Origin of the sequence: Kineococcus rhizosphaerae (assembly GCF_003002055.1) — a bacterium.
In the GTDB taxonomy this organism is placed as follows: domain Bacteria; phylum Actinomycetota; class Actinomycetes; order Actinomycetales; family Kineococcaceae; genus Kineococcus; species Kineococcus rhizosphaerae.
Genome location: NZ_PVZF01000010.1, coordinates 123,949 through 148,542, shown reverse-complemented (window position 1 = coordinate 148,542; position 24,594 = coordinate 123,949). Strand labels below are relative to the sequence as shown.

Genomic DNA, 24,594 nt, shown 5'->3' with positions numbered 1-24,594 from the left:
GTGCTGCCCAGACGACACACGCGGAGACGGAGCGAACGAGGGTGACCGAGCAGTGAACGCAGACCTCGTCGTCGTCGGATCGGGCTTCTTCGGGCTCACCGTCGCCCGCCAGTGCGCGGAGGACCTGGGCCTGAAGGTCCTCGTCATCGACCGCCGCCACCACATCGGCGGCAACGCCTACTCCGAGGCCGAACCGGAGACCGGCATCGAGGTGCACCGCTACGGCGCGCACCTGTTCCACACCTCCAACCAGCGGGTGTGGGACCACGTCAACCGGTTCACGAAGTTCACGCCCTACGTGCACCGCGTGTTCTCGACCTACCAGGGCGGCGTCTACTCGATGCCGGTCAACCTGCACACGATCAACCAGTACTTCGGCAAGGCCCTCGGTCCCGACGCCGCCCGCGCCCTCGTCGCCGAGCAGGCCGGCGAGATCGACACGGCGGCCGCCGAGAACTTCGAGGACAAGGCGATCTCCCTCATCGGGCGCCCCCTGTACGAGGCGTTCTTCAAGGGCTACACCGCCAAGCAGTGGCAGACGGACCCGAAGAACCTGCCCGGGGCCACCGTCACGCGCCTGCCCGTCCGGTACAACTACGACAACCGGTACTTCAACGACACCTACGAGGGCCTGCCCGTCGACGGGTACACCGCGTGGCTGGAGCGCCTGGCGGACCACCCGAACATCGAGGTCCGGCTCAACACCGACTTCTTCGACCCCGCGCAGCAGGTCCGCAAGGGCAACGTCGAGGGCAACGTCCCGGTCGTCTACACCGGCCCGGTCGACACCTACTTCGGCAACGCCGAGGGCGAGCTGTCCTGGCGCACGCTCGACTTCGAGCAGGAGGTCCTGCCCGTGGGGGACTTCCAGGGCGCGCCGGTCATGAACTACGCCGACGAGGACGTGCCGTACACCCGGATCCACGAGTTCCGGCACTTCCACCCCGAGCGGGACTACCCGAAGGACAAGACCGTGATCATGCGGGAGTTCTCCCGCTTCGCGGTCGCGGGCGACGAGCCCTACTACCCGGTGAACACCCCCGAGGACCGGGCCAAGCTGCTGGCCTACCGCGACCTCGCCTCGCGCGAGGCCGGGGTCCTGTTCGGGGGCCGGCTGGGCACCTACAAGTACCTCGACATGCACATGGCGATCGGTGCGGCGCTGTCGATGGTGGACAACAAGCTGACGCCGCACTTCAAGGACGGCGCGGCCCTCGTGGCCGGTGGGGTGGACGCATGACTACGGTGACGCACGGCAGCGACCTGCAGCTCGAGGGCTCCGCGGGCCTGGCCCCGGACGACGGCGTGTGGCGCGAGGTGCACCGCATCGTCTTCCCGTCCAAGGCCGACATCGACGTCCTGCCGCTGTACGTCGACTTCTCGCAGTCCGAGGGCTACGCCTCGGCCGAGTCCGACAGCATGGAGTTCGTGGGCGCCGGTGTCGCCGAGTCCGACACCGAGGCCGCCGGCAACCGCCGCAGCCTCACCGTCCCCTCCGGCAAGCGCTACTCGCTCGGGTCGTACTTCAACGCCTTCCCCGCCAGCTACTGGCGCAAGTGGACCCGCGCCGAGGAGATCCGCTTCGACGGCACGTTCACCGGCTCGGGGACCGTCACGCTGTTCAAGTCCAACGCCCGCGGTGCGCGCCAGCGCGTCACGTCGTGGCGCGTGGAGGGCGAGGCGACGCTGTCCGAGGAGCTGACCCTCGCGCCGTTCGCCGACGGCGGCTGGTACTGGATCGACGTCTCGGGCGGCTCGGAGCCGCTCACCCTCGTCGAGGCCGCGTGGAGCGCGCCCGTCGCCGACGCCCCGGCCGGCAAGGCCTCCATCGGCGTCACGACGATGAACCGGCCCGACTACTGCGTCAAGACGCTCAACGCGCTCGCCGCCGACGCCTCGGTGCTCGAGGTCCTCGACGAGATCGTCATCGTCGACCAGGGCACCCAGCTCCTGCGCGAGCAGGAGGGGTTCGACGAGGTCGCCGCCCTCCTGGGCTCGAAGCTGCGGGTCATCGAGCAGGCCAACCTCGGCGGCTCCGGCGGGTTCGCGCGTGGCATGTTCGAGGCCGTGCGCGGCGAGCGCAGCAAGTACGTCCTGCTCCTGGACGACGACGTGAACATCGAGCCCGAGGGCATCGTGCGGGCCGTGCAGTTCGGCGACGCCTGCCGCAAGCCCACCCTCGTCGGCGGGCACATGTTCGACATGTACGACCGCTCGGTCCTGCACACCCTCGGCGAGTCGGTGAACCTCTACCGGTTCTTCTGGGGCCCGGCCCGCGGCCTGTACCACGGCCACAACCTGGCGGCCTCGAACCTGCGCCAGACGCCGTGGATGCACCGCCGGGTCGACACCGACTACAACGGCTGGTGGATGTGCCTCATCCCCGTCGAGATCGTCCAGGAGATCGGCCTCGCGCTGCCGGCCTTCATCAAGTGGGACGACGCCGAGTACGGGCTGCGGGCCATGGAGCACGGGTACTCCACCGTGTCGCTGCCCGGGGCCTGCGTGTGGCACGTGTCGTGGAACGACAAGGACGACACGATCGACTGGCAGGCGTACTACCACGAGCGCAACCGCTTCCTGGTGGCCCTGCTGTACTCGCCGTACGAGCGCGGTGGCCGGCTGTTCCGCGAGAGCAGCTACACCGACGTCAAGCACCTCATCTCGATGCAGTACTACGCGCAGACCCTGCGCAACCGGGCGCTGAGCGACCTGCTCGAGGGGCCCGCGCACCTGCACCGGACCCTGGCCAGCACCCTGCCGGCGATCCGGGCCGCGCGCGCCGAGCACCCCGACGCGCAGGTCCAGGCCGAGCCCGACGCGTTCCCGATCCCCAAGCGCGGCAAGCCCGCGCACAAGGGCAAGGAGCCGAAGCCGCCGAAGAAGGCCACCCTGCTGCCGTGGGCCGCGCAGGCCGCCCTGCGCCAGCTGCGGCCGGTCAAGCCCGAGGCCACCGAACGTCCCGACGCGACGCTGGCCGCCGCCGAGGGCAAGTGGTGGGAGCTGTCCCTGTACGACTCCGCGGTCGTGTCCATGGCCGACGGCAAGGGCGCGGTCTGGTACCGCCGCGACGCGAAGAAGTTCCGCTCGCTGCTGGCCGAGTCCGCCGACCTGCACCGCCGGATGCTCACGTCGTGGCCGCAGCTGCGCGCCGCGTACAAGGCCGCGCTGCCGGAGATCACGTCCATGCAGGCGTGGGCGGACACCTTCGGCGTCGACCTGAGCGCCCCGCACACCGCGAGCGCGGGGGAGAAGGACTGACGGTGGCCACCTCCGCCACGACTGCTCCGCTGGTAGCCCCGGGCCACGGCTCGGGGCTGCTGGACGTCGTCCGGTACCGGTACCTGCTCAAGCTCCTGGTCCGCAAGGAGATGCGGGTCCGCTACCGCGGGTCCGTCATGGGCCTGCTCTGGTCCTACGTGAAGCCGGGCGTGCAGTTCGCCGTCTTCTACTTCGCGATGGGCGAGTTCCTCAAGCTCAACCAGAGCGTCCCGAACTTCGCGGTCTACCTGTTCTCCGGCATCGTCGTCATCAACTTCTACACCGAGGCGTTCGGCAACGCGACGCGCTCGGTCGTGGGCAACGCACCGCTCATCAAGAAGATCTTCCTGCCGCGCGAGCTGTTCTCGGTGTCCTCGGCGTGGGTGGCCGCGATCCACTTCCTGCCCCAGCTGATCGTCCTGCTGCTGGCGTGCGTCGTCACCGGCTGGCGGCCCGGGCCCGTGCAGATCCTCGCCGGTCTGCTCGGCTTCGCGGTCGTGGCGGTCCTGGCGGTGGGGCTCGGGCTGCTGTTCGGCGCGATCAACGTGCTGTACCGCGACTTCGAGAACATCGTCGACCTCCTGCTGATGATCGTCACGTGGACCTCCCCGGTCCTGTACGACTGGCAGAAGGTGGCCGACGCCGTCGGCGGGCCGGGGTCGTGGTTCATGACGCTGTACCAGCTGAACCCCGTCACCGCGGCCGTCGAGCTGTTCCACTGGGCCTTCTGGTACCCGACCGGCGACGTGCGCGCCGCGGCGGTCCCGCCGCCGCTGCCGCCGCACCTGCTGTGGTCGGGGCTGTGGGGGCTGCTCATCGCCCTCGCGCTGCTCGCGGCGGGGCAGTGGGTGTTCCGCCGCATCGAGGGCCGTTTCGCGCAGGAGCTGTGATGACCGTGACCGACGTGTCCAAGGCGACCACCACGACCGCCATCGAGGTCCGTGGCCTCGTGAAGGACTTCACCCTGCGCCACAACCGCTCCCTCAAGGAGCTGGCGATGGCGAAGATCCGCAAGCGGCCGATCTCGGACACGTTCCGGGCGCTGCACGGCATCGACCTGACCGTCCAGCAGGGCGAGTCCCTGGCCCTGCTGGGGTTCAACGGGTCCGGCAAGTCGACGCTGCTCAAGCTCATCTCCGGGGTCATGCGCCCCGACGAGGGCACCATCGGCGTCCGCGGCCGCATCGCCGGGCTCATCGAGGTCGGCGCGGGCTTCCACCCCGACCTGACCGGGCGCGAGAACGTGTTCCTCAACGGCGCCATCCTCGGGATGGACGAGGCGACGATCACCGCGCGCTTCGACGACATCGTCGCGTTCAGCGAGATCGAGCGGTTCATCGACACCGAGGTGAAGTTCTACTCCTCGGGCATGTTCCTGCGGCTGGCGTTCGCCGTCGCCGTGCACACCGACCCCGAGGTCTTCCTCATCGACGAGATCCTCTCCGTCGGTGACGAACCGTTCCAGAAGAAGTGCCTGGCCCGCATCGAGGAGCTGCGCGCCGAGGGCCGCACCCTCGTCATCGTCAGCCACGACCTGAGCATGGTCGCCAACCTCTGCACGCGCGGGGTGCTGCTCGAGCAGGGCCGCATCGTCGCCGACGACACCGCCGAGCGGGTCGTGGCCCGGATGCGCGGCGAGGGGTGAGCAGCGGCGTGAGCACCCCTGCGACGGACGAGGTGCGGGCGGTCCGCTCCGGCCGGCCCGTCTCGCGCGTCGGCGCCCTCGTGCCCGCCCTCGGCGTCGGCGTGCTGGCCGCCGCGACGTTCGCGCTGCTGCGGACCGCGCTCGTCGACGACGCCTACATCACCCTCGCCTACGCGCGGAACCTCGCGCTGCACGGGACGTGGGGCCTGCTGTCGGACGTGCAGTCGAACACCGCGACGTCCCCGCTGTGGGTCCTGCTGCTGGGCGCGGTGACGTTCGTCGTGCGCCGGCCCGTCGTGGCGCTCGGGATCCTGCACGTCCTCGTCGCCGTCGCCCTCACGCTGTCCCTGACCGCGACGGCCCGCCGCACGCGGCTGCCCGCGTGGACGGGTCCCGTCGCGGCCGTGGCGGTCGGGGTCAACCCGCTGCTGCTGAGCTCCGTCGGGCTGGAGTCGGCCTTCCTCGTCCTGCTGCTGTCGCTGCTGCTGCTGACGGCGGTGCAGGGCCGGGCGCTGCCGTTCGGCCTCGTCGCCGGGGCGGTGTTCCTGACCCGCATGGACGCCGGGGTCGTCATCGCCGTCGTCACGCTCCTGACCCCCGCGATCCTGCGCCGGGTGTGGGTGGCCGTCCCGGCGGCCCTCGTCGTCGTGCTGCCGTGGATGGCGTGGAGCTGGTTCGTGCTCGGCTCGGCCGTCCCGGACACCGTCGTCATCAAGACGCTGCAGAAGTCCTGGGAGCAGTACGACGTCACCAACGGCGCGCAGATGTACGTCGAGGTGTACGGCCTCACGGCCGTCCTGGCGTTCCTGCCCGTCGTGCTCGGCGGCATCGGCTGGTGCGTGCTGGCCGCCTTCGCGTGGACGGGCCGGCGGGCGCGGGACGAGGGGGCGCCGCGGCTGTGGCCGTGGCTCGTCACCGGGATCGCGGGCCTCGCGCACTACGTCGCGCTGTCCGCCCTCGGCGTGCCGCCCTACCACTGGTACTACGCCGTCCTCGTCGCGCTGTCGACGTTCACGGCCGTGGCCGCCCTCGGGGTGCTCTTCCGCAGCGTCGAGGTCCGGCCCGTCGGCCTCGGCGCCGGGCTCGCGGCCGTCGTCGTCCTCGTGGCCAGCGCGGGCGTCGACCTGCGCGCGGGCACGCCGTGGCGCATCGCGCCCATCCAGACCAACTGGGCCGAGCCGTCGCAGTACACGCAGGTCGCCCTCGGCGTGCAGCAGGTGCTGCGCGAGCGCGGCGGCCCGCAGCGCGTCACGTCGCCGGGGGAGGTCGGCCACCTCGCCTACGTGTGCGACTGCGTCGTGGACTACTTCGGCGACCCCGCCCGCGTGCAGCCGATGATCGACCAGGTCGAGTCCGAGGCCTCCCCGCTCGGCAAGCGGCTGCTGGAGTGGAACTTCACCCACCGCGACGCCGGCGCCGCCCCGGTGCCCGTCGCGGGGGACCTGTTCCGCTTCGACCGCGGCACCGAACCCCCCGCGGCGCGCGGCCTGCCCACGTGGCCGGTCACGACGACGTGGGACATGCCCCTGTCCGACATCGTCCTGCTCCCGGCGGGTGGTCTGTGAACGCAGTGCAACGGGTGGCGGAGCTGGACCTGGCGGTCCTGCGCGCCGTCCAGGAGAAGGTCGCCCTTCCCGGCGCCGTCGGCGTGGCGACGGGTCTGTCGCACGCGGGCGAGCACGCCGCGGCGTGGATCGGGATCGGCGCGGTGGGGTTCCTGGTGGACCGCCGCCGGCGGCGGCAGTGGGCCGTGGCGACCGCCTCGGTCGTCGCTGCGCACGGCGCCTCCGTCGTCCTCAAGCGCGTCGCCCGCCGGCACCGGCCCCTGGACCACCACGTCCAGGTCCGCGTCGGGACCCCCAGCCGCTGGAGCATGCCCAGTTCGCACGCGACGTCCACGACGGCCGCCGCGGTCGCCTTCGCGCCGCTGCTGCCTGTGCCGACCTGGCCGCTGGTGCCGGCGATGATGGCCTCGCGCCTGGTCCTGGGGGTCCACTACCCCACGGACGTGGCCGCCGGTGCGCTGCTCGGGGCGGCGACCCCCGTCGTGGTCGGGGCCGTCGCGCGGCGGATCGCGGCGTGACGGTGACCGAACGGCCGACGTCGGTGCTGCCCGCCTGGCTGCGGGCCATGCGCCCCCGGCAGTGGGTGAAGAACGTCCTCGTCCTGGCGCCGGTGTTCCCCGCCGGCGCGCAGGTCGGGCTCGACACCCTCACCGGGGTCGGCGTCGCGTTCGTCCTGTTCTGCCTCGTCTCCAGCGCGATCTACCTCGTCAACGACGCCAAGGACGTGGAGGCCGACCGGGCGCACCCGCGCAAGAAGTTCCGGCCCATCGCGGCCGGGGAGCTGCCGGTGCGCACCGCGGTCGTCCTCGCGGTGGTGCTGGCCGTCGTCGCCGTCGGCGGGGGCCTCGTGTGGCAGCCCATGCTGGGGGTCGTCCTCGCCGTCTACTTCGCGATCCAGCTCACCTACTGCTTCGGGCTCAAGCACGAACCCGTCCTGGAACTGGCCTGCGTCGCGTCGGGGTTCCTGCTGCGCATGCTCGCCGGGGGCACGGCCGGGGACATCCCGCTGTCCGGGTGGTTCCTGCTGACCACCGCGTTCGGGTCGCTGTTCATGGCCGCCGGCAAGCGCTACGGCGAGGCGCGCCGCGGGGAGCTCACGGGTGAACCCGTGCGCCGCGTCGTGCAGAAGTACACGACGACGTACCTGCGGTTCGTGTGGACGCTGGCCGCGACCGTCGTCGTCACCTCGTACGCGCTGTGGGCCATCGAGGTCCTCGTGCCGCAGTCCGGGACGCACCTGGCCACCCTCACCGTCGTCCCGTTCGTCCTGGCCGTGCTGCGCTACGCCATCGACGTGGACAAGGGCAACGCCGAGGAACCCGAGGAGATCGCGCTGCACGACCGCGTGCTGCTGGTCCTCGCCCTCGCCTGGTGCGCCTCGCTGCTGCTGGCGGTGTGGCTGTGATCCGGGCCGTCACCCAGCACCACCGCTTCGGCGAGGTCGTCCGCTTCCTCGTCTCCGGCGGCATCGCCTACCTGGCGGACCTGCTGGTGTTCAACGTCCTGCTGTTCGCCGGGGTCGGGTCGGTCTGGTCGAAGGTCGTCTCCAGCGTCGTCGCGATCTTCATCGCCTTCCTCGGGTCGCGGTACTACACCTGGCGCGACCGGCGCAGCGAGCACCCCGGGCGCGAGTACGCGATGTTCTTCCTGTTCTCCGCGATCGCCGCCGGGTTGCAGCTGCTGTGCCTGGCGATCACCCACTACGGGTTCGGCTGGACGTCGGTGCTGGCGGACAACGTCTCCGGCAACGTCGTCGGGATGGCGATCGCCATGGTGTTCCGCTTCTACACCTTCCGGACGTTCGTCTTCCCCGCCCGTGCGCAGCCCTAGGCCCCTCACCGCCGGGTTCTGGGTGCCCGCGGCCCTCGGGGTCGCGCTGGCCGTCGCGCTCGTCCTCAGCGGGCTCGGGCAGGAGGCCTGGCAGCGCGGCTACGACCTCGCCGTCTACCGCGACGGGGCGCGCGACCTGCTCGCCGGCCGCGACGTCTACCTGCGCGAGACCTACCGCGGCCACTGGTTCGTCTACCCCCCGTTCGCGGCCGTGCTGTTCCTGCCGCTCGTGCTGCTGCCCGCCGCGGTGGACCTCGTCGTGTGGGACGCGGTGCTCGTCGCCGTCACGGTGTGGGCGATGCTCCGGGTCACCCGCGCGGTGGGGGCGGCCGGCGGGCTCCTCGGCGGGCTCGGCGTCGCGTTCGTCGCCCTCAGCGACCCGTTCCGCGAGGCGCTCGTGCTGGGGCAGGTCAGCCCCCTCGTCGTCGTCGGCCTCGTCGTCGGCTGCCTGTACGGCGGGCGCGGGGGAGCGGTGCTCGCCGGGTTGTCCGGCGCCGTGAAGGTGACGCCCGCGCTCGTCGTCGCCGCGGTCGTCAACCGGCGCGCGCGGTGGTGGTTCGCCTCGGCCGTCGCCGTCGTCGGGGCCGCGGCCACGCTCGTCGGGGTCCTCGTCGCGCCGCGCTCGGCGGCCTCCTACTTCGGGTCCCTGCTGTGGGACTCCGCGCGCGTCGCCGCGCCGGGCACCACGACGAACAACTCCCTCGCGGGGGCGTTCGCGCACGCCGGGCTGCCGACCTGGCCGGCCACGGTCCTGTCCGTCCCGCTGGTGCTGCTGGTGGTCTTCGTGGCGTGGCGCTGCGACTGGCTCGAACGGCAGGACCGGCTGCGGTACGGGCTGCTCGTCTCGCTCGTGACCTGCCTCGTCTCGCCCGTGACGTGGTCGCACCACGCGCTGGCCGCCCCGATCGCCGCCGTCGCGCTGTTCGCGTGGGGGCGGTTCCGCCCGCTCGTGGCGCTGGCGGCCGTCCCGTGGCTGTTGCCCGTGCTGCACTGGGGCGTGGCCGCCGCCGAGACCCGGCCGGTGTCGCTGCTCGTGCTCGTGGTGCTGCTGGCGCTGCCGCGGCGCGCCCGCGAGGTCCCGGCCTGACGGTTCCCCTCGCGCGGGTGGACCACCAGCGCACCCCTCCCCGCGCGAGGCACACTTCGGGCCCTCAGAACATCGTTCTGAGGGCCCGAAGTGTGCCTCGCGCGGGGAGGGGAGCCAGAGCCGGCGCACGCGTCAGGCGCGCGCGACCTTCCGCGTCACCGAGTCGAAGCTGAGCGTGCCGCCCTGGAACGTCTGCGTCAGCGTCGAGCCGTTCCACTGCTCGTCGCCGGTGGGCATCCCGAGGGGCCCGTTCTCCCAGCCCTGCGCGGCCCACGCGTCGTAGACCGCGCCGCGCACGGCGTGGGCGCCGGTGGCCGGGCCCCAGTAGATCGACCCGCCCTGGAACTTCGTGAAGAACCCCCGCCCGTTCGGCAGCGCCGCGTCGGAGGTGGTCGGGAACCCGAGGCCGGTCTCCCAGCCGAGGGCGGCCCACTCCCGCAGGATGTCCCCACGCACGGCGTGGGCGCCGGTGGCCGAGCTCCAGTAGACCGAGCCGCCCTGGAAGTGGGTGTACGTCCCGCGCCCGTTCGGAGTGCGGGTGTCGCCGGTGGTGGGGAAGCCCATCCCGTTCTCCCAGCCGAGGCGGGCCCACTCGGCGCGGATGGCGCCGCGCACGTCGTGCGCCCCGGTCGCGGGGGACCAGTAGATCGAGCCGCCCTGGAAGTGGTTGTAGAAGCCGCGCCCGTCGGGGGTGCGGGCGTCGCCGCTGGTGGGGAAGCCGAGACCGTTCTCCCAGCCCAGCCGGGCCCACTCGGCGCGGATGGCGCCGCGCACGTCGTACGCGCCGGCGGCCGAGGCGTAGATCGAGCCGCCGGCGAAGTGCTGGTAGGACCCGAGGTCGTTCGGGGTGCCCAGTTCGGCGCTCGTCGCCGGGCCGAGGGCGCCCTTGAGGGCGGCCGCCTTCTGCTGGACGGCGCTGGTGACGGAGAACCAGTCCGAGCGGGTCCCGCCGAGCTGGCGCAGCTTGTTCCCGGTGACCGCGACGGTGCCGTTCGTGCAGACGAGCTTGGCCGTCGTGACGCGCCCGCCCCAGTCGCCGCGGCCGTCGCGGCCGGTCACGACGATCGTCTGCGCGGACCCGCCGGCGGCGCACCCGGCGTCGAACGCCGAGGCGGGGACCGTCGCGGACCAGTTCGCGACGCTCTCACCGGCGGCGGCCCCCGGGCCGGAGAACGGGTCCGCGGCGGCCTTGAGGTAGGGCTTGGAGCCGGCGACGGTCCAGCCGCCGTTGGAGGAGGAGAACTGCGTGAAGGCGACCTGGCCGTCGTAGGCGCGGATCTCCCCGGCGGTCGCGGCGATGGCGGCGTCGGTGGAGGCGGGGGTGGTCCAGGTGGTGACGCCGTTGCGGTCGCGGGTCTCCGCCCCGCGGTACACCTGGCAGGCCGTGGTGTCGCAGATGTCGGTCTGGGCCTGCGCGGACAGCACCGACAGCGCGTAGCTGCGCGCGGCGACGGACTGGGCCTTCAACGCCTCGGCGTGGAAGGACGAGGGGGACTCGGCGGGTACGACGCCGCGCAGGTACGTCTCCAGCGGGACGTCGTTGACGACCGTGAGCTTGGGCCCGCTGACGATCCGGATCACACCGCCGTACCGGACGAACGTCCCGTCGCCCTTCTGCAGCAGGACGCCGTCGGGGCCGCTGACGGTGACCGTCGACCCCCAGCCCTCGCTCCAGCCGTTGTCGACGGCGCCGGTGAGCCCGGCGCCCGCGGGGGCGACGACGAGGCGCTGGCCGGGGGCGACGACGTTCTGCGACCCTGAGATCGTCAGGGCCGCACCGGTGGGTGCGGACACGGCGACGGCGGCGTTCGCGAAGGCGGTGAGGCCGACGCGCAGGGTCTGGTTCGCGCGGTTCGCCACGGTCGTGCCGGGGTAGTAGAAGTCGAGGATCGTCCGGTAGGACTGACCGGAGAGCGCGCGGGACTGCGCGCCCCACTGCGACATCCCGATGCCGTGGCCGTAGCCGTGGCCCTGGAAGGTGAACTGCCCGCCGACGGCGGGGCGCACCTCGGCGGCCTGCGCGGGCAGGGCCGTGAGGGTTCCCGCGGCGAGCGCGACGGCGGTGGCGGCCACCGCCCGGGAGAGGCGTCGACGGTTCACGGGTTTCCTCCTGGTGCATCGGTGCGGTCGAGCGAGATCGAGGTGGTGCGGCGCTTGGCGTCCCAGGTGATGGACCCGCCCTGGAAGTCGAGCTGCAGCCCGCCGGGGACGGCGCGCTCCTCGGCGACGGGGAACCCGAGCGGGCCGTTCTCCCAGCCCTGCCCGGCCCACGCGTCGCGCAGGGCGCCGCGGACGGCGTGCGCCCCCGTGGCCGGCGACCAGTAGACCGAGCCGCCTTCGAAGTGCGTGTAGTACCCGGCCCGGCGCGGGGTGCGCGTGTCGTTCGTCGTGGGGAAACCCAGCCCGTTCTCCCAGCCGAGCGCGGCCCACCGGTCGCGGATGGCGCCGCGCACGTCGTGGGAGCCGGTGGCGGGGGAGGAGTAGATCGAGCCGAACTGGAAGTGGCTGTACGCGCCGGGGCGGCGCGGGGTGCGGGTCTCGTCGGTCAGCGGGACCCCGAGGACGGCGACGCCGCCGAGGGCGTCGAACCGGGCGCGGATGCCGCCGTGGACCTCGCGCACCGGGGTGGTGGGGGAGGAGTAGACGGTCCCGTAGTGGTAGTCCTTGCGCGACACCCCGGACTTCGACACGGTGCGGGCCGCGCCGAGGTCACCGCCGAGGACCGAGCGGGCCCCGCCGAGCGCGAGCCAGTGCCCCTTCAGCGGGTCGGTGGTGCCCGTCCACCACGACGTCTCGCCCGCCGCCCCGGAGAACGTCAGCGAGACGTGGACGTGGTCGGTGTGCGGGTTCGGGCCGGTGTACGGCTGCCACCCGGCGGTGCGGTCGTACGCCTTCCAGACCTGCCGGTTCCAGATGACGTACATGACGCCGAGGCGCCGGGCGTTCGTCGCGTCGTCGGCCAGCAGCCAGGTCAGGAACTCGTTCGCCACGGCGGCCTGCGCGGGGTTCGCGGAGTCCAGCATCCAGTCGACGGCGCGGCCGTCGGAGTGCTCGGAGACGGGGACCCCGCTCGCGGGGCAGTCGCGGGCGGTGCCGACGGTCTGCTTCCCGTACGCCTCGCGCAGCAGCCGGGCCAGGGCCAGGGTCCCGGCCTGCGGTGCCCCGCAGGTGATCGGGGCCTGGTAGCGCGCGGCGTACGCGTCGACGTCCGCCGGCAGACCGGGGGGTTTCCCGGGCGCGGCCTGCGCGGAACCCGCACCGGCGAGGAGGCCCGCGATCAGGCCCCCCGCCAGTGCCGCCGCCGGCAGACGTCTCACGTCACTTCTTCTTCGCGGTGATCTGGTCGGTGGTCCTGCTCCAGGTCAGCGAGCCGCCCTCGAAGTCCACGCGGGTGCCGCCGTCGACGGAGTAGGCGTCCCTGGTCGGGAAACCCAGCCAGGAGTTCTCCCAGCCGAGGGCGCCGTAGGCGTCGAGGTAGTCGCCGGCGACGGCGTGCGCGCCCGTGGCCGGGGACCAGTACACGTTCCCCTTCTCGAAGACGTTGAAGTACCCCTTGCCGTTCGGGGTCTTCGTGTCGTCGATGGTCGGGAACCCCAGCCCGCGCTCCCAGCCGAGCGCGGCCCAGCGGTCGCGGATCGCGCCCGTCGTCCAGCGCGCACCGGTCTTGGCGGAGTAGTAGATGGACCCGCCCTGGAAGTGCGTGAACCACCCGCCGGCCGCCTGGCGGTCGCCCGTCACGGGGAAACCGGCGGGGCCACCCTCCCAGCCCATCGCGGCCCACTTGAGGCGGATCGCGCCGCGCACCTCGTGCGCGCCGGTGGCGGGGGACCAGTAGATGGAACCGCCCTGGAAGTGGTTGTAGAAACCGCCCTTGGCGGGGGAGTCGTCGGTCGTGGGGTACCCCAGGCCGTTCTCCCAGCCGAGCTGCCCCCACAGCGCCAGGATCGCGCCGCGGACCGTGTGCGCGCCGGTGGCCTTGGACCAGTAGATCGCGCCGCCGGAGTAGAAGCGGTAGGAACCGGACCCGTTCGGGGTGTCGTTCTCCGGGGTCGTCGGGCCGCCGATGTTCCCCGCGCCGCCGATCGCCTGGTACTTGGCGTCGATCGCGGTGGTCGTGGCGCCGCCGAGGAGCTGACCCACGCGGCCGCGGATCCAGTCCATCTTCGTGAAGCCGACGTTGCCGGGGCAGGCGGTGTAGCCGACGTCGCGGTGGGCGTTGATCGTGCGCAGCTTGACCGTGGTGCCGGGGGAGTACTTGGCGGTGCCGCCGCCGGCGGACGTGAGGTAGGCGACGCCGTCGGCGGGCAGGCCGTACGTGGACAGCTTCCAGGCGATGACCTGGGCGACGGACTCGAGGCAGGCGGCGCTGGGGGCGACGGAGGTGAAGTCGCCCATCATCGACACGCCGAACGTGTCGAGGTTGAAGCCCCCGGCGTGGGCGCCGATGACGGGCTGGGTGATGCCGCCCGCGCGGCCCTCCCAGATGCCGCCGAAGCGGTCGACGACGAAGTTGTACCCGAGGTCGGACCAGCCGAGGGAGACCGTGTGGTAGCGGTACATGCCGCGGATGACGGAGGGGACCTCGGCCTGGCTGTAGGTGCCGCCGTCGGCGGTGTGGTGCACGACGCAGGCCTTGATGGTGTCGCTGTAGCTCACGCCGCCCTTGCGCAGGGACTCGTCGGCGCCCCACTGCGCGCGGGTCTTGATGGCCGGCTGCGGCAGGACCCGGGGGGAGGCCTTCGTCGCCAGGGGCTGGGCCGCGTCCAGGGTCCGTCGGGCCAGGGTGGTGCTCTCGCCGGCGTCGACGAGCTGCAGGTGGGCGTCGTGGACGTCGGCGCTGGGCAGGCGGACCTGGACGGTCGCGCCGGTACCGAGGGCGCCCACCCACAGGGGGTCGGACGCGGTGACCGAGCGTCGTCCCTCGGCGGTGTCGGGGTCGGGTTCGGAGTCGTTGAGGGGGACGTCGCGCCAGGTCGTCCAGCTCCCGGTGGCGGTCTTGACCCGCAGGGAGACGGTGTCCGTGCTGGCGCCGGAGGGGAAGGTGACGCCGATCATGTGGCCGCCGTCGACGTCCACGGAGACGGTGGTGAGGCCGGTGCCGAGGCCGTCGGTGGACAGCAGCGACGCCGACCGCTGCTCGCCGAGGGCGAACGCGCGGGTGGAGCCGGTGACCTGGAGGTCGCCGGAGGTCAGGGCGCTGGCGGAGGTGTCGCTGCCGAGGAGGACGGCGCCGGCGACACCGGTGCCGACGGCGCTGGAGATCAGGGCGCGGCGGGACAGGGGGGTCTTGACGGACCGCATCGGGCTCGTTCCTCTCTGGCAGGGGCAGTGCTCACGGTGCGTGCGGGTCAGACCCACACGGGTGAACGCTCGGCCTCGGCATCGGCGCTTCGACACCGGACCTTGAGCGTGTCGCTGCTGGCCCGTGCCTGTCTCGTCACGCAAAGTAGGGGACGATGCCTGTGGTGTACAAGGTGCGTGAGTGCACAAACTCGTAACACCTCTGTGGTCACTCGTTCACTCTACGTCACAATCGGCACGTACGCCCCAGATCTGAACCCCACTCCCGTTGTCCGCCAAGCACAGAGCCCCCGGCCCGCAGGGGGCTCGGAGGGCTCTGTCAGGCAATCTCCAGCTCTCAAGGAGATCACTCTGAGTAATGATCAGCGTGCGCGGACGACACCCAGCTGGGGACCGCCGAAACCCGGGAAGATCGTCGACAGCGACCCGGCCCCGCACCGCTTCTGCAGCACCTCGCCGATGATCGCCCGGTAGTCCGTGGTGCCGGCCAGGTCCCCGTCGACCAGCCGGTCCGCGCCCAGGCCCGGCCACACGCCGTGCACGCGGCCCCCGACGACCCCGCCGCCGAGCAGCAGGACCGCGTTGCCGTGGCCGTGGTCCAGGCCGCCCGAGGCGTTCTCGCCGACCCGGCGGCCGAACTCCGACAGCGTCAGCAGCGTCGTGGACCCGAAGGCCGGCCCCAGGTCCGTGGCGAAGGCCGCCAGTGCCGAGGACAGCTCCGTGAGCTTGTCCCGCATCCAGCCGCCGTCCACGCGGCCCAGGCCGGCGTGCATGTCCCAGTCGCCGTAGTCCAGGGCGATGACCTGCACGGGGGCGCCCGACTTCTTCAGGATCGCGGCCTGGGCCATCGCCTTGCCCAGGTCGGTGCCGGGGTAGGTGGCGCCGTTCGCCGGGCCCGCGGCGGCGCCCTTGAGCTGCGCCACGTTCTCCATGGCCGTGATGAGGGTGGTCGCCGGGGCGCCCACCTCGGGGCGGGCGCCGGTGTGCATGCGCCGCAGCGCCGCGTGCCACGTGGGCCGGTCGTCGCCGGGGCCGATGAGGTTGAAGTCCTCCAGGGACGTCATCGTCGTCTCCTGGTTCGGCCCCGCGAACGAGCGCGGGGTCTGGTTGGAGAAGCCCACCGCGTTCAGCACCGATCCCGTGCCCAGCGAGCCGAGGGTCCGGTCGATCCAGCCCGTGCGGACCGAGCTGCCGGGGGCGGCCAGCTCCATCTGCTCCATGGCCGCGAAGTGCGAGCGCGTCGGGTCCGACTGCCCGACCGCGTGCACCACGCCGAACGTCCCGTTCTTCCAGAAGGGCACGAGCGGGGCCATCGCCGGGTGCAGGCCGAACATCTGGTCCAGCCCGAGCAGCGAGGCGCGCGGGACGGCGATGTTCGGGCGGTTGGCGTAGTAGGCGCCGTCACCGCCGGGGACGACGGCCGACAGGCCGTCGAAACCGCCGTGCAGGCTCAGGACGACGAGGGTCTCCCCGTTCCAGCCCGCCCCGGCGAACGACACCTGCGTCGAGACGTCGCCGACGGTGTAGGTGGTCGCCCCGACGGCGGCCGCGGCCAGCGCGGCCCGCAGGACCGAACGGCGCGAAACCAAGCGCGAGCCCTCGTCGCAGCCGCAGTGCTGGGGGTTCTTCGACACGGCGGGTCCTCTCAGCGGATCGTGAAGGTCGGGGAGTCGAGCGTCAGCGCGACGAGGTACTGCAGGTTGTTGCGGATCCACGGGTCGTTCGCCGAGCACGCCTGCCCCTCCGAGCGGCCCGCGTACAGCAGCAGCCCCGCCTTCTCGTCGGCGGTCGGCTTCTGCCCCGTGATCCGCACCCCGAGGGCGTCGACGAGCGCCCCCCACGTCGAGGGGATCGAGGGCAGCAGCTGCAGCGCGGGGGTGAACTGCAGCTCCGGCGGGTACCAGCCGGCCGCGAAGTCCATGTGCCGGTTCCAGCGGTTCAGCGTCCCGCTGGGCGACGTCCACGCCGCGGCGACGTCCGGGTAGCCGTTGGGGGCGGCCCACCCCATCGGGGCGTGACCCTGGTCCAGGACGTGCCAGAAGATCTTCGTGATCCCCTCCACGCCGCTGGTCTCCATCCGCGTGCCGAGGGTGCGCAGCGTCGCCACGTAGTCCTCCTGCGGCGTGCGGACCTTCTGGCCCGCCGACGCCCAGAACTCGGCGGAGTCGAACAGCGCGCGCAGCACCGGGACGATCTGCCCGCCGGTCTGCAGCCAGGTGCGGGTCATCGCGTCCAGCAGCGTCGCCGGCGGGGTGTCGGAGACGAACCGCGTCGCGAGCTTCAGGCTGATGCGGCGGGCCGTCAGCGGGTGGACCGCCAGCCAGCGCAGGTAGGCGTCGATCCAGCCGCCGCCGTCGGCCGGCGCGTGCGGCGGCACGACGAAGCCGAAGATCGTCCGGCCGCCGCCGTCGTGACGGTTCGCGTCGAAGACGGCGTTGCCGCGGGCGTCGATCGTCAGCCCCGTCAGCAGCCGCGCGGAGTTCTTGACGTCCTCCTCGGAGTACCCTGCCTCGACGCCCAGGGTGTGCAGCTCCATCAGCTCGCGGCCGTAGTTCTCGTTCGGGTGCTGGGCGGTGGAGCTGGCGTTGTCCAGGTAGATCAGCATCGCCTGGTGCCGCGCGGAGGCCACCAGCATGTCCCCGAAGCCGCCGAACGCGTGCCGGCGGACGACGTTGCGGTCGTAGTCCTGGCGGCAGCCCCAGACCTCCGAGCTGGGGTTGGTGACGTTCAGGACGTTGTTGAAGACGTCGACGACGACCTCGAACAGCTGCCGCTCGCTCCAGATCTGCCGGGCCAGCGTGAGGCGGCCCGTCGCCAGCATCGCGTTCCACCCGGTGGCCGCGTACCCGCCGCTGATGAGGTCGGCCGCGCTGCGCCAGTAGAAGGGCATCCGGCCCGCGAAGGCGTCCACGGCGCCGTCGTCGACGGTGCCGGGGTTCAGCTGGCGGTCGATCCAGGCCGCGGTGCCCAGGCGGGCGACCTCGGCCAGCGCCGCGGGGGTCGGGCCCCAGGTGGCGCGGCGCAGCAGGTGGAGCTGGGCGGCGGCGGACTCGTGCGCGAACGGCGTGGGGGCCGCGCGGCGGCTGCCCCGGGAGACGACGGGCGAGGTGGGCACGGCGCTCCTTCGGCACCCGCGCCCCGGAGCTTGAGCCGGACGGGTGACGGCACGACCCCCCTCCACCCCCGCGATCGAGGACTCCCGCGCCGTGATCAAGGAGAACCGTCGCTCAGCACCGCCGTTCTCCTTGATCGCGGCGCGGGAGTCCTTGATCGCGGGGGTGGGGCGGGGCAGGACTTGACCTCAAGCGCTTGAGGTCTGGTCTCGTGGTCCCCGTGACCACGTGGACGATCCAGGACGTGTCGCGGCAGAGCGGCCTGCCCGAGCCGACGCTGCGGTACTACGAGGAGGTCGGCCTGCTCGGGCCGATCCACCGCGACGAGCGCAGCGGGCACCGCCGCTACGCCGACGGCGACCTCGACGACGCGCAGGTGCTCGCGTGCCTGCGGGCCATGGGCATCGGCATCGAGGACATGCGGACCTACCAGGCCAACCGGTCCCGGGGCCGGGCCGCGGCCGCCGAGCAGCGCGACATCCTGCTGCGCCACGCCGCCCGGGTCGAGGAGCAGATCGAGACCCTGCGCGTCCACCTGGACTACCTGCGGGTCAAGGCCACCTTGTGGCAGGCCCGCGACCACGGCGACCCGGTGGCCGAGGAGGCCGCCCGGGCCGCGCTGCACGACGTCCTCCCCCGACTCCAGGAGACCTTCCGATGACCACCACCACCCTCGTGACCGGCGGGACCGGGTACCTCGCGACCCGCCTCGTCGCCGACCTGCTCGCCGCCGGGACCGCGGTCCGCACGACCGTCCGCACGCTCGAGCGGGCGCAGGAGGTGCGCGACGCCGTCCGCCGCGCCGGGGTCGACGACGGCGGGCTGTCGTTCGTCCAGGCCTCGCTCACCGACGACGCCGGCTGGCCCGAGGCGCTCGCCGGGATCGAGGAGGTGCACCACGTCGCGTCCCCGATGGTCCTGACCGACGACCGCGACGCCGTCGTCGTCCCGGCCCGCGACGGAGCCCTGCGCGTGCTGCGCGCCGCCCGGGACGCGGGGGCCCGCCGGGTCGTCCTGACGTCGTCCTTCGCCGCCGTCGGCTACTCCCCGAAACCCGTCCGGGAGTACGACGAGGACGACTGGACGGACCCCGCGACCCCGGGCCTGCCGGCCTACCCGCTGTCCAAGGCCGTCGCCGAGCGGGCTGCGTGGGACTTCGTCGAGCGCGAGGGCGCGGGCCTGGAGCTCGTCGCGCTGAACCCGACGTGGATCGCCGGGCCGACCCTGACCGCCGCGGCGCGCTCGTCGCTGGCGTTCTTCACGGGGATGCTCGACGGCACGCTGACGTCCGTCCCGCGGCAGCGGTTCGGGATCGCCGACGTGCGGGACGTGGCCGCGGCGCACGTCGCGGCGGCGCGGACCGCCGCCGCGGCCGGTCACCGGTACCTGCTGCTCGGCGACGGCCCGACGATGACGTTCCGCGAGGTGGGCGCGGTGCTGGGGGTGGACCTGGCAGAGGCCCCGGGGGAGGACCCGGCGCCGCTGGTGATCCACAACGACCGTGCCAAGCGGGACCTGGGGTTCGCACCGCGGCCGGTGGTCGAGACCATCACCGACACGGCGCGCAGCCTGCGCGAGCTGGGGCTGGTCGCGGCCTCTCCCGTCGAGGCGTAGCGCGGGAGCACGCGGACCGGGGCGTCGTCGAGAGCGTGCACGGACTCTGCCCCCACTGCACGACACGCCGGTGGCCGTGGCGCGCACGTCGGCGTGTCGGGCGGTGGAGGCAGAGTCCGCGCACACCGCGGCCGCCGCACGGGGGTCAGCCCGTCAGGACACCCGCCCCGTCGCCGCGTCCCACCGCAACCGCCCGCCCTCGAAGTCCGAGGCCCGCCCGCCGGGGACGTCGTACTCGTCGGAGACCGGGAAGCCGAGGGGGGAGTTCTCCCAGCCCCGCGCGGCCCACGTCCCCCGGATCGCGCCGAGCACCACGTGGGGGGCGTGGCCGTCGCGGCGGTAGATCGACCCGTGCTCGAAGTGGGTGAAGCTGCCGACGCCGCCGGGCAGGTTCGTGGTGTCGGCCGTGGGGAAGCCCAGGGCCGACCACTCCCAGCCGAGCGAGGCGTACTTGCCGGTGTGCGAGCCCCGGACGACGTGGGTCCCCAGGGCCGGCTGGTGGTAGATCGACCCGTGCTCGTAGTGCCGGAACCGGCCGCCGCGCAGGGCGTCGCCCTCGGCGCTCGTCGGTGCGCCCAGCAGGGCGGCCACGGTGGCGTGCTTGCGGGCGATCGGCGAGGACCCGCCCGGGGAGCCCTGGAGCGCGGCGACGCGGGCGCGGACGTCGTCCATCCGCGTGTACCCGACGTCGCCGGGGCAGGCCGTGAACCCCACGTCCCGGTGCCCGCTGATCGCGTCGATCGTCACCGGCTGCCCGGCGGCGAAGCGGGACGAGCCGCCTCCGGAGGCCGTGAGCTGCGCCCGGCCGCGGGCGTCGACGCCGTGCAGGGAGAACTTCCACGCGATGACGGCCGCCACGGACTGCAGGCACGCGTCGGTGGGCGCCACCGCCGTGAAGTCGCCCATCATCGAGACACCGAACGTGCCGGTGTTGACCCCGGCCGCGTGGGCCCCGACGACGGGCCGGTCCAGCCCGCCCGCGCGGCCCTCCCAGATCCCGCCGAAGCGGTCCACCAGCACGTTGTACCCGAGGTCGTCCCAGCCGAGGGTCTGCGTGTGGTAGCGGTACGTGCCGCGGATGACGGCGGGCACCTCGGCGCGCGTGTAGCGGCCGCCGTCGGCGGTGTGGTGCACGATCGCGGCCCGGACCGTGTCGGCGACCGCGGGCTCGCCGCGGCGCAGCGACTCGTCGGCGCCCCAGTCCGCGCGCGAGCGGACGGCGGGCCGGTCCGCGCCCGCCGCGAGGTCGCGCCCCCGCGCGGGCCCCGGACCGGGGTCCACGACGGCCAGCCGCGCCCCCCGGACCCCCGACGGCAGCCGCACCTCGACGAGCGCCCCGCGGCCCAGCTCACCGGTCCAGACGGGGTCGGTGGCCCCGTCCTCGACCGGCAGGTCGGTCCACTCCCCGGGGCCCGACCCGGCGCGGGTGACGCGGACGGCGACCGCGGCCGGGACGGGCCCGTCCCCGAACACGACCCCGAGCATGCTGCCGCCGTCCACCCCGACGGCCACCGCGCGCCCGGAGGACAACAGGTCCCGGGCGCCGGACAGGTCGTGGGTGCGCACCCCGCCGGAGCCGAGGGCGTGCGCCGCGCCGGCGGTGAGCGGGACGCCGAGCGCCGCCAGCGCGCTCCCCGTCAGGGCGGCGCGCCGGGACAGGGGCGGAAGTGGTCGCACGTCCCGGAACGTAGGTGATCAGCGCGTTCCTGTGAGCGGAGTGCGACGCGGGTCACGTCGGACCCGCCGTCCCGGACCCCGGACGCCCCGGCCCGGCTCAGGCCGTGAGCCGGGCCGCCGCCAGGCGCAGCCAGTCCGGGACGAGGCTGCGCCAGTAGCCGGTGGTGTGGGCGCCGTCGCCGATCCCGCCGGCGGGCGCGGGACGGCAGGCGGCCCGGTAGCGCTCGGTCTGCTCCCGGAACGGGTCGTCGCGCCCGCACGAGACCGTCAGCGCGACGTCGCCCGTGCCCGGTCCCGCGACGAGGTCGCCCCAGCGCCGCCAGTCGCCGGGGTCGTCGAACGAGCCGGGCGAGGTGGCGCCCGCCGAGGCGAACAGCGCGGGGCTGCCCGCGCCCGCGGCCACGAGGGTGCCGCCGGGGGTGAACCGGCCGGCGACGGCCTCGCGCGTCAGCAGCAGCGCCCCGAACCCGCCCATGGACCAGCCCGCGACGGCCCACCGCGACAGGTCGAAGCCCGTGGCGGCCAGCCGCGGCCACAGCTCCCCGCCCAGCATCGTCAGCGGGTCGTCGCCGGCGGCGCGCGGGTGCCAGTACGCCGAGCCCCCGTCGACGCTGACCACCGCCAGCGGCGCGCCGCCGGCGGCGACGTGGGCGGCGAGGAACTCGTGCATCCCGAGCTGGGTGAACGCGGCGCGCGCGTCGACGCCGCGGCCGTGCAGGGTCAGCAGGACGGGCAGGCCGCGGGCCTCGTGCCCGGGCGGTGCCGACCAGCCCCACGTGACGTCCCGGCCGCGGGCCGCCGAGGCGAACGTCGCGTAGCGGGGGCCGTCCGCCCCGGCGGCCGGGACGGTCGCGTCGACCCGGCCGATCCCGAGCCGGCGGCGCACCGAGGACCGCAGCGGGTCGTCGAGGGTGAGCGCGCCGGCCCCGGCGAGGACGACGGCGCCCGCCGTGGCGGCGAGGACGGCGCGGCGCGCAGGACGGGGCACGTCCCCAGGGTCGTGCGCGGGCGGGCCCGGGGCGCCGGGACGCCGCCGTCTTCACCGGCTCTGCGCGGGACGCACGCGGCTCTCGCCGGGGCGCCCCCCGTCCTCACCCCGCGGCCGGGGTCCCCGTGTCCTTCAGGACGTACAGCTTCACGCTGAACGCGCGCTTCTCCTCGGTGGAGACGAGCTGGTAGTCCTGGTCCAGCAGCCGCTTCGTCTCGCGGTCCTCGGCCGTCTTGGTCACGACGGGGCCGACGCCGCCGATGACCCAGATCCGCCCGACCCCGGCCATGTGCCGCCACAGCTGCGGGGTCTGCACGGTCGTCCCGACGAGGGTCGCCGACTCGGTCGCGGTCCGGGCCAGCGCGATGTCGTCGAGCTGGGCGAAGTCCTCGGGGTACAGCTGCGTCAGGACCCGGTAGCGGTACTCGCCGTCGGGCAGGAACAGCAGCCCGTCCCCGGGGCGGGCGTTCAGGCCGACGTACTCGGCCGTGCCCCGCAGGTCCTCCGCGTGCCCGATGGTGGGGGAGCGGAACACGAACTGCATGTGCACCCCCGTCACGGCCAGGGCCCCCACGAGGGCGGCGGCCACGACGGCCGCGACCCGCAGCCGGACGGCGACCGTGACCACCGACGCCAGCAGCAGGGCCGTGCCCGGGGCCACGAACACGAGGTAGCGCGTCGTCCAGAACGGCGTGACCTGCGAGACGGTCCACAGCAGCGGCCAGGGCAGGACGCCCCACAGCAGGCCCAGCAGCACGAGGCGGCGGGCCCGGGCCCACCGCACCGCGACTGCGACCGCGAGCGCCGCCACGGCCAGCGCCGTCCACGACGACCCCAGCGCGAACAGCACGTGGCTGCCGAGCTCGGCGGGCGTGGGGCGCTGCAGGAAGGCGACCTGCCCGCTCTGGGCGTCCTGGGCCAGCAGCAGCGGGACCGACAGGACCACCCCCGTCCCGGCCGCGACCGCCGCCCGCCAGCGCACCCGGCGGCCGCAGGCCAGCGCCCAGCCGGCGTGCGCGACGAGCACGAGCGCGGCGACGGTGTTCAGGGCGACGAGCACGGGCACCGACAGGCCGTAGCCGACCCACCAGCCGGTGGAGCGCCGGCGCGCGGCCGAGGCCCGCACCAGCAGGTACGTCCCCAGCGTGGCGACGAGGGTGGCCAGGGCGTAGGGCCGGGCCTCCTGGGCGTAGCGGCTGACGAACGGCATCGACACGAACAGCGCCGCGGCGACCCCGCCGGTCAGCCGGGCCTGCCCGGGACCGACGGCGAGGGCCGCGGCCCGGCGGCCCAGCCCGTACAGGAGGGGGGCGGTCAACGACGCGGCGACGACCGAGATCCAGCGGGCCTCGACGATGTCGACGTCCGTGCCGAACAGGAGGTGGGCCAGGAAGTAGAACGGTGCGTGGACCAGGTCCACCTTCTGCACCAGCGCCCAGATCTGCCCGGTCGTGCGCGACGCCACCGCGATGGTGACGGCCTCGTCGCGCCAGGGGCTCGGGGTCCCGAGGCGCCAGGAGAACACGACCGCCGCGGCGAGCACCGACGCGAGCCCGGCGAGCACGTCGACCCGGTGGCGCACCGGCACCGGGGCCTGCTGGCCCGGGCGCCGTCGTGCGGCGGGGACACCGGCCGTGGTGGGCCGGGCGTGCGTGCTCGACAGGGTGACCTCGCGGTGGGGGTGGCTGTTCAGGCGGTGGGGCACGGGACCGTTCAGAGGGACAGCTTGCGGAACACCGGCGCCGGGACGTGACGCAGGGCCGACATGACCCAGCGCATCGGCTCGGGAGCCCAGACGGTCTCCTTGCCGGTGCGGACCGCGTCGACGGCCACCTCGGCGACCTGCTCGGCGGACACGGACAGCGGGGCCGTCTTGAGCCCTTCGGTCATCTTGGTGTGCACGAAGCCGGGCCGCACGACGACGACGCGCACCCCGCTCGGGCGCAGGGCCTCGCGCAGGCCCGTGAAGAAGGCGTCGAAGCCGGCCTTGGAGGAGCCGTAGACGAAGTTCGAGCGGCGGGCGCGCTCGCCCGCGACGCTGGACAGCGCGACGAGGACGCCGTGGCCCTGCAGCTTCAGCTTCGCGGCCAGGTGCACGCCCAGGTTGACGGGGGCGGTGTAGTTCACGGTCGCGACCCGCACGGCGGCGTCGGCGTCCTGCCAGGACACCTCGTTGTCGCCGAGGACGCCGAAGGCCAGGACGGTCACGTCGACGTCGCCGCCGTCGAAGCACTCCTCGACGACCTGCGCGTGCGTCTCGAGCGCGGTCGCCTCGAAGTCGACCGTGCGGACCTCGTGGCCGCGGCGGTGCAGCCGGGCCACGGCCTCCTCGCGGCGGGCACCCGGGCGCGCGGCCAGGGTGACCTGCAGCGGGCGTTCGGGGCTGAGCCGTTCCACGATCGCCAGACCGATGTCGGAGGTGCCGCCGAGCAGCAGGACGGAGCGCGGGTTCCCGAGGGCGTCGATCACAACGTTCGACCCTAGCAACGGCGGCTGACCGCTCCCTGCGAGCA

Annotated in this window: 20 protein-coding genes; 11 read left to right on the top strand and 9 right to left on the bottom strand. The window is 73.7% G+C overall.

What is annotated here, in order from left to right:
• The first annotated feature begins 52 nt into the window (after positions 1-52).
• From glf to CLV37_RS19105, 9 genes are read left to right on the top strand one after another with little or no spacing between them, the layout of a single operon-like run.
• Positions 53-1,240, top strand: a complete 1,188-nt coding sequence (glf, locus tag CLV37_RS19145; RefSeq protein ID WP_106213396.1) for a UDP-galactopyranose mutase — start codon at positions 53-55, stop codon at positions 1,238-1,240.
• Entirely contained in the window at positions 1,237-3,261 is a 2,025-nt protein-coding gene (locus CLV37_RS19140) for a glycosyltransferase (protein ID WP_106213394.1), read from the top strand. The genes glf and CLV37_RS19140 overlap by 4 nt, the downstream gene beginning before the upstream one ends.
• Before the next feature lie 2 nt (positions 3,262-3,263).
• Entirely contained in the window at positions 3,264-4,151 is an 888-nt protein-coding gene (locus CLV37_RS19135) for an ABC transporter permease (RefSeq protein WP_245885487.1), read from the top strand.
• Entirely contained in the window at positions 4,151-4,906 is a 756-nt protein-coding gene (locus CLV37_RS19130; RefSeq protein ID WP_106213392.1) for an ABC transporter ATP-binding protein, read from the top strand. Before CLV37_RS19135 ends, CLV37_RS19130 begins: the two co-directional genes overlap by 1 nt.
• 8 nt (positions 4,907-4,914) lie before the next feature.
• A complete protein-coding gene (locus CLV37_RS19125) occupies positions 4,915-6,471 on the top strand; it encodes a DUF4175 domain-containing protein (protein WP_146149494.1) in 1,557 nt (518 codons plus the stop codon).
• Entirely contained in the window at positions 6,468-6,989 is a 522-nt protein-coding gene (locus tag CLV37_RS19120; RefSeq protein ID WP_211298775.1) for a phosphatase PAP2 family protein, read from the top strand. The genes CLV37_RS19125 and CLV37_RS19120 overlap by 4 nt, the downstream gene beginning before the upstream one ends.
• A 47-nt stretch (positions 6,990-7,036) precedes the next feature.
• Positions 7,037-7,876: a decaprenyl-phosphate phosphoribosyltransferase gene (locus CLV37_RS19115; RefSeq protein WP_106213518.1), complete on the top strand. Its 840-nt coding sequence runs from the start codon at positions 7,037-7,039 to the stop codon at positions 7,874-7,876.
• Entirely contained in the window at positions 7,873-8,301 is a 429-nt protein-coding gene (locus CLV37_RS19110; RefSeq protein WP_170127368.1) for a GtrA family protein, read from the top strand. The genes CLV37_RS19115 and CLV37_RS19110 overlap by 4 nt, the downstream gene beginning before the upstream one ends.
• On the top strand, positions 8,288-9,388 hold the full coding sequence (locus tag CLV37_RS19105; protein ID WP_106213386.1) for a glycosyltransferase family 87 protein: 1,101 nt from the start codon (positions 8,288-8,290) through the stop codon (positions 9,386-9,388). Before CLV37_RS19110 ends, CLV37_RS19105 begins: the two co-directional genes overlap by 14 nt.
• 132 nt (positions 9,389-9,520) lie before the next feature.
• On the opposite strand, the gene CLV37_RS19100 is transcribed toward CLV37_RS19105, so the two are convergent.
• The 5 genes from CLV37_RS19100 to CLV37_RS19080 all read right to left on the bottom strand — a co-directional run bounded on the left by CLV37_RS19100 (position 9,521) and on the right by CLV37_RS19080 (position 17,804).
• Positions 9,521-11,488 (bottom strand): SpoIID/LytB domain-containing protein, encoded by a 1,968-nt coding sequence (locus tag CLV37_RS19100; RefSeq protein ID WP_146149493.1) that lies wholly within the window; start codon positions 11,486-11,488, stop codon positions 9,521-9,523.
• Positions 11,485-12,705 (bottom strand): LGFP repeat-containing protein, encoded by a 1,221-nt coding sequence (locus CLV37_RS19095; RefSeq protein WP_106213382.1) that lies wholly within the window; start codon positions 12,703-12,705, stop codon positions 11,485-11,487. The genes CLV37_RS19100 and CLV37_RS19095 overlap by 4 nt, the downstream gene beginning before the upstream one ends.
• Position 12,706: 1 nt before the next feature.
• The gene (locus CLV37_RS19090; RefSeq protein ID WP_106213380.1) at positions 12,707-14,689 is read right to left on the bottom strand and encodes an N-acetylmuramoyl-L-alanine amidase; all 1,983 of its coding nucleotides are present in this window, start codon (positions 14,687-14,689) and stop codon (positions 12,707-12,709) included.
• Between the two features lie 362 nt (positions 14,690-15,051).
• Complete coding sequence (locus CLV37_RS19085) at positions 15,052-16,323, bottom strand: DUF1501 domain-containing protein (protein ID WP_106213378.1); 1,272 nt, start codon at positions 16,321-16,323, stop codon at positions 15,052-15,054.
• A gap of 11 nt (positions 16,324-16,334) precedes the next feature.
• Positions 16,335-17,804, bottom strand: coding sequence for a DUF1800 domain-containing protein (locus CLV37_RS19080; protein WP_170127367.1), 1,470 nt, complete (start codon positions 17,802-17,804; stop codon positions 16,335-16,337).
• Between the two features lie 218 nt (positions 17,805-18,022).
• On the opposite strand from CLV37_RS19080, the gene CLV37_RS19075 reads away from it, so the two are divergent.
• Positions 18,023-18,463 carry a MerR family transcriptional regulator gene (locus CLV37_RS19075; protein ID WP_106213516.1) on the top strand — a complete coding sequence of 147 codons (441 nt, stop codon included), beginning with the start codon at positions 18,023-18,025 and terminating at the stop codon, positions 18,461-18,463.
• Positions 18,460-19,416 carry an NAD-dependent epimerase/dehydratase family protein gene (locus CLV37_RS19070; protein WP_106213374.1) on the top strand — a complete coding sequence of 319 codons (957 nt, stop codon included), beginning with the start codon at positions 18,460-18,462 and terminating at the stop codon, positions 19,414-19,416. Before CLV37_RS19075 ends, CLV37_RS19070 begins: the two co-directional genes overlap by 4 nt.
• Before the next feature lie 153 nt (positions 19,417-19,569).
• Here CLV37_RS19070 and CLV37_RS19065 read toward each other — a convergent pair whose 3' ends face one another.
• From CLV37_RS19065 to dprE2, 4 genes are all read right to left on the bottom strand, one after another.
• On the bottom strand, positions 19,570-21,093 hold the full coding sequence (locus CLV37_RS19065) for an N-acetylmuramoyl-L-alanine amidase (protein WP_106213372.1): 1,524 nt from the start codon (positions 21,091-21,093) through the stop codon (positions 19,570-19,572).
• 97 nt (positions 21,094-21,190) lie between these two features.
• Entirely contained in the window at positions 21,191-22,081 is an 891-nt protein-coding gene (locus CLV37_RS19060) for an alpha/beta hydrolase (protein WP_106213370.1), read from the bottom strand.
• 103 nt (positions 22,082-22,184) lie between these two features.
• Positions 22,185-23,786 carry a glycosyltransferase family 39 protein gene (locus tag CLV37_RS19055; protein ID WP_106213368.1) on the bottom strand — a complete coding sequence of 534 codons (1,602 nt, stop codon included), beginning with the start codon at positions 23,784-23,786 and terminating at the stop codon, positions 22,185-22,187.
• Positions 23,787-23,794: 8 nt separating this feature from the next.
• A complete protein-coding gene (dprE2, locus tag CLV37_RS19050) occupies positions 23,795-24,550 on the bottom strand; it encodes a decaprenylphospho-beta-D-erythro-pentofuranosid-2-ulose 2-reductase (protein WP_106213366.1) in 756 nt (251 codons plus the stop codon).
• Between the last annotated feature and the right edge of the window lie 44 nt (positions 24,551-24,594).

Bases quoted from the DNA above. Each gene is read 5' to 3' on its own strand.
- CLV37_RS19115 (WP_106213518.1), top strand. From the start codon at position 7,037: ATGCGCCCCCGGCAGTGGGTGAAGAACGTCCTCGTCCTGGCGCCGGTG.
- CLV37_RS19090 (WP_106213380.1), bottom strand. From the start codon at position 14,689: ATGCGGTCCGTCAAGACCCCCCTGTCCCGCCGCGCCCTGATCTCCAGC.
- CLV37_RS19130 (WP_106213392.1), top strand. From the start codon at position 4,151: ATGACCGTGACCGACGTGTCCAAGGCGACCACCACGACCGCCATCGAG.
- CLV37_RS19140 (WP_106213394.1), top strand. From the start codon at position 1,237: ATGACTACGGTGACGCACGGCAGCGACCTGCAGCTCGAGGGCTCCGCG.
- CLV37_RS19070 (WP_106213374.1), top strand. From the start codon at position 18,460: ATGACCACCACCACCCTCGTGACCGGCGGGACCGGGTACCTCGCGACC.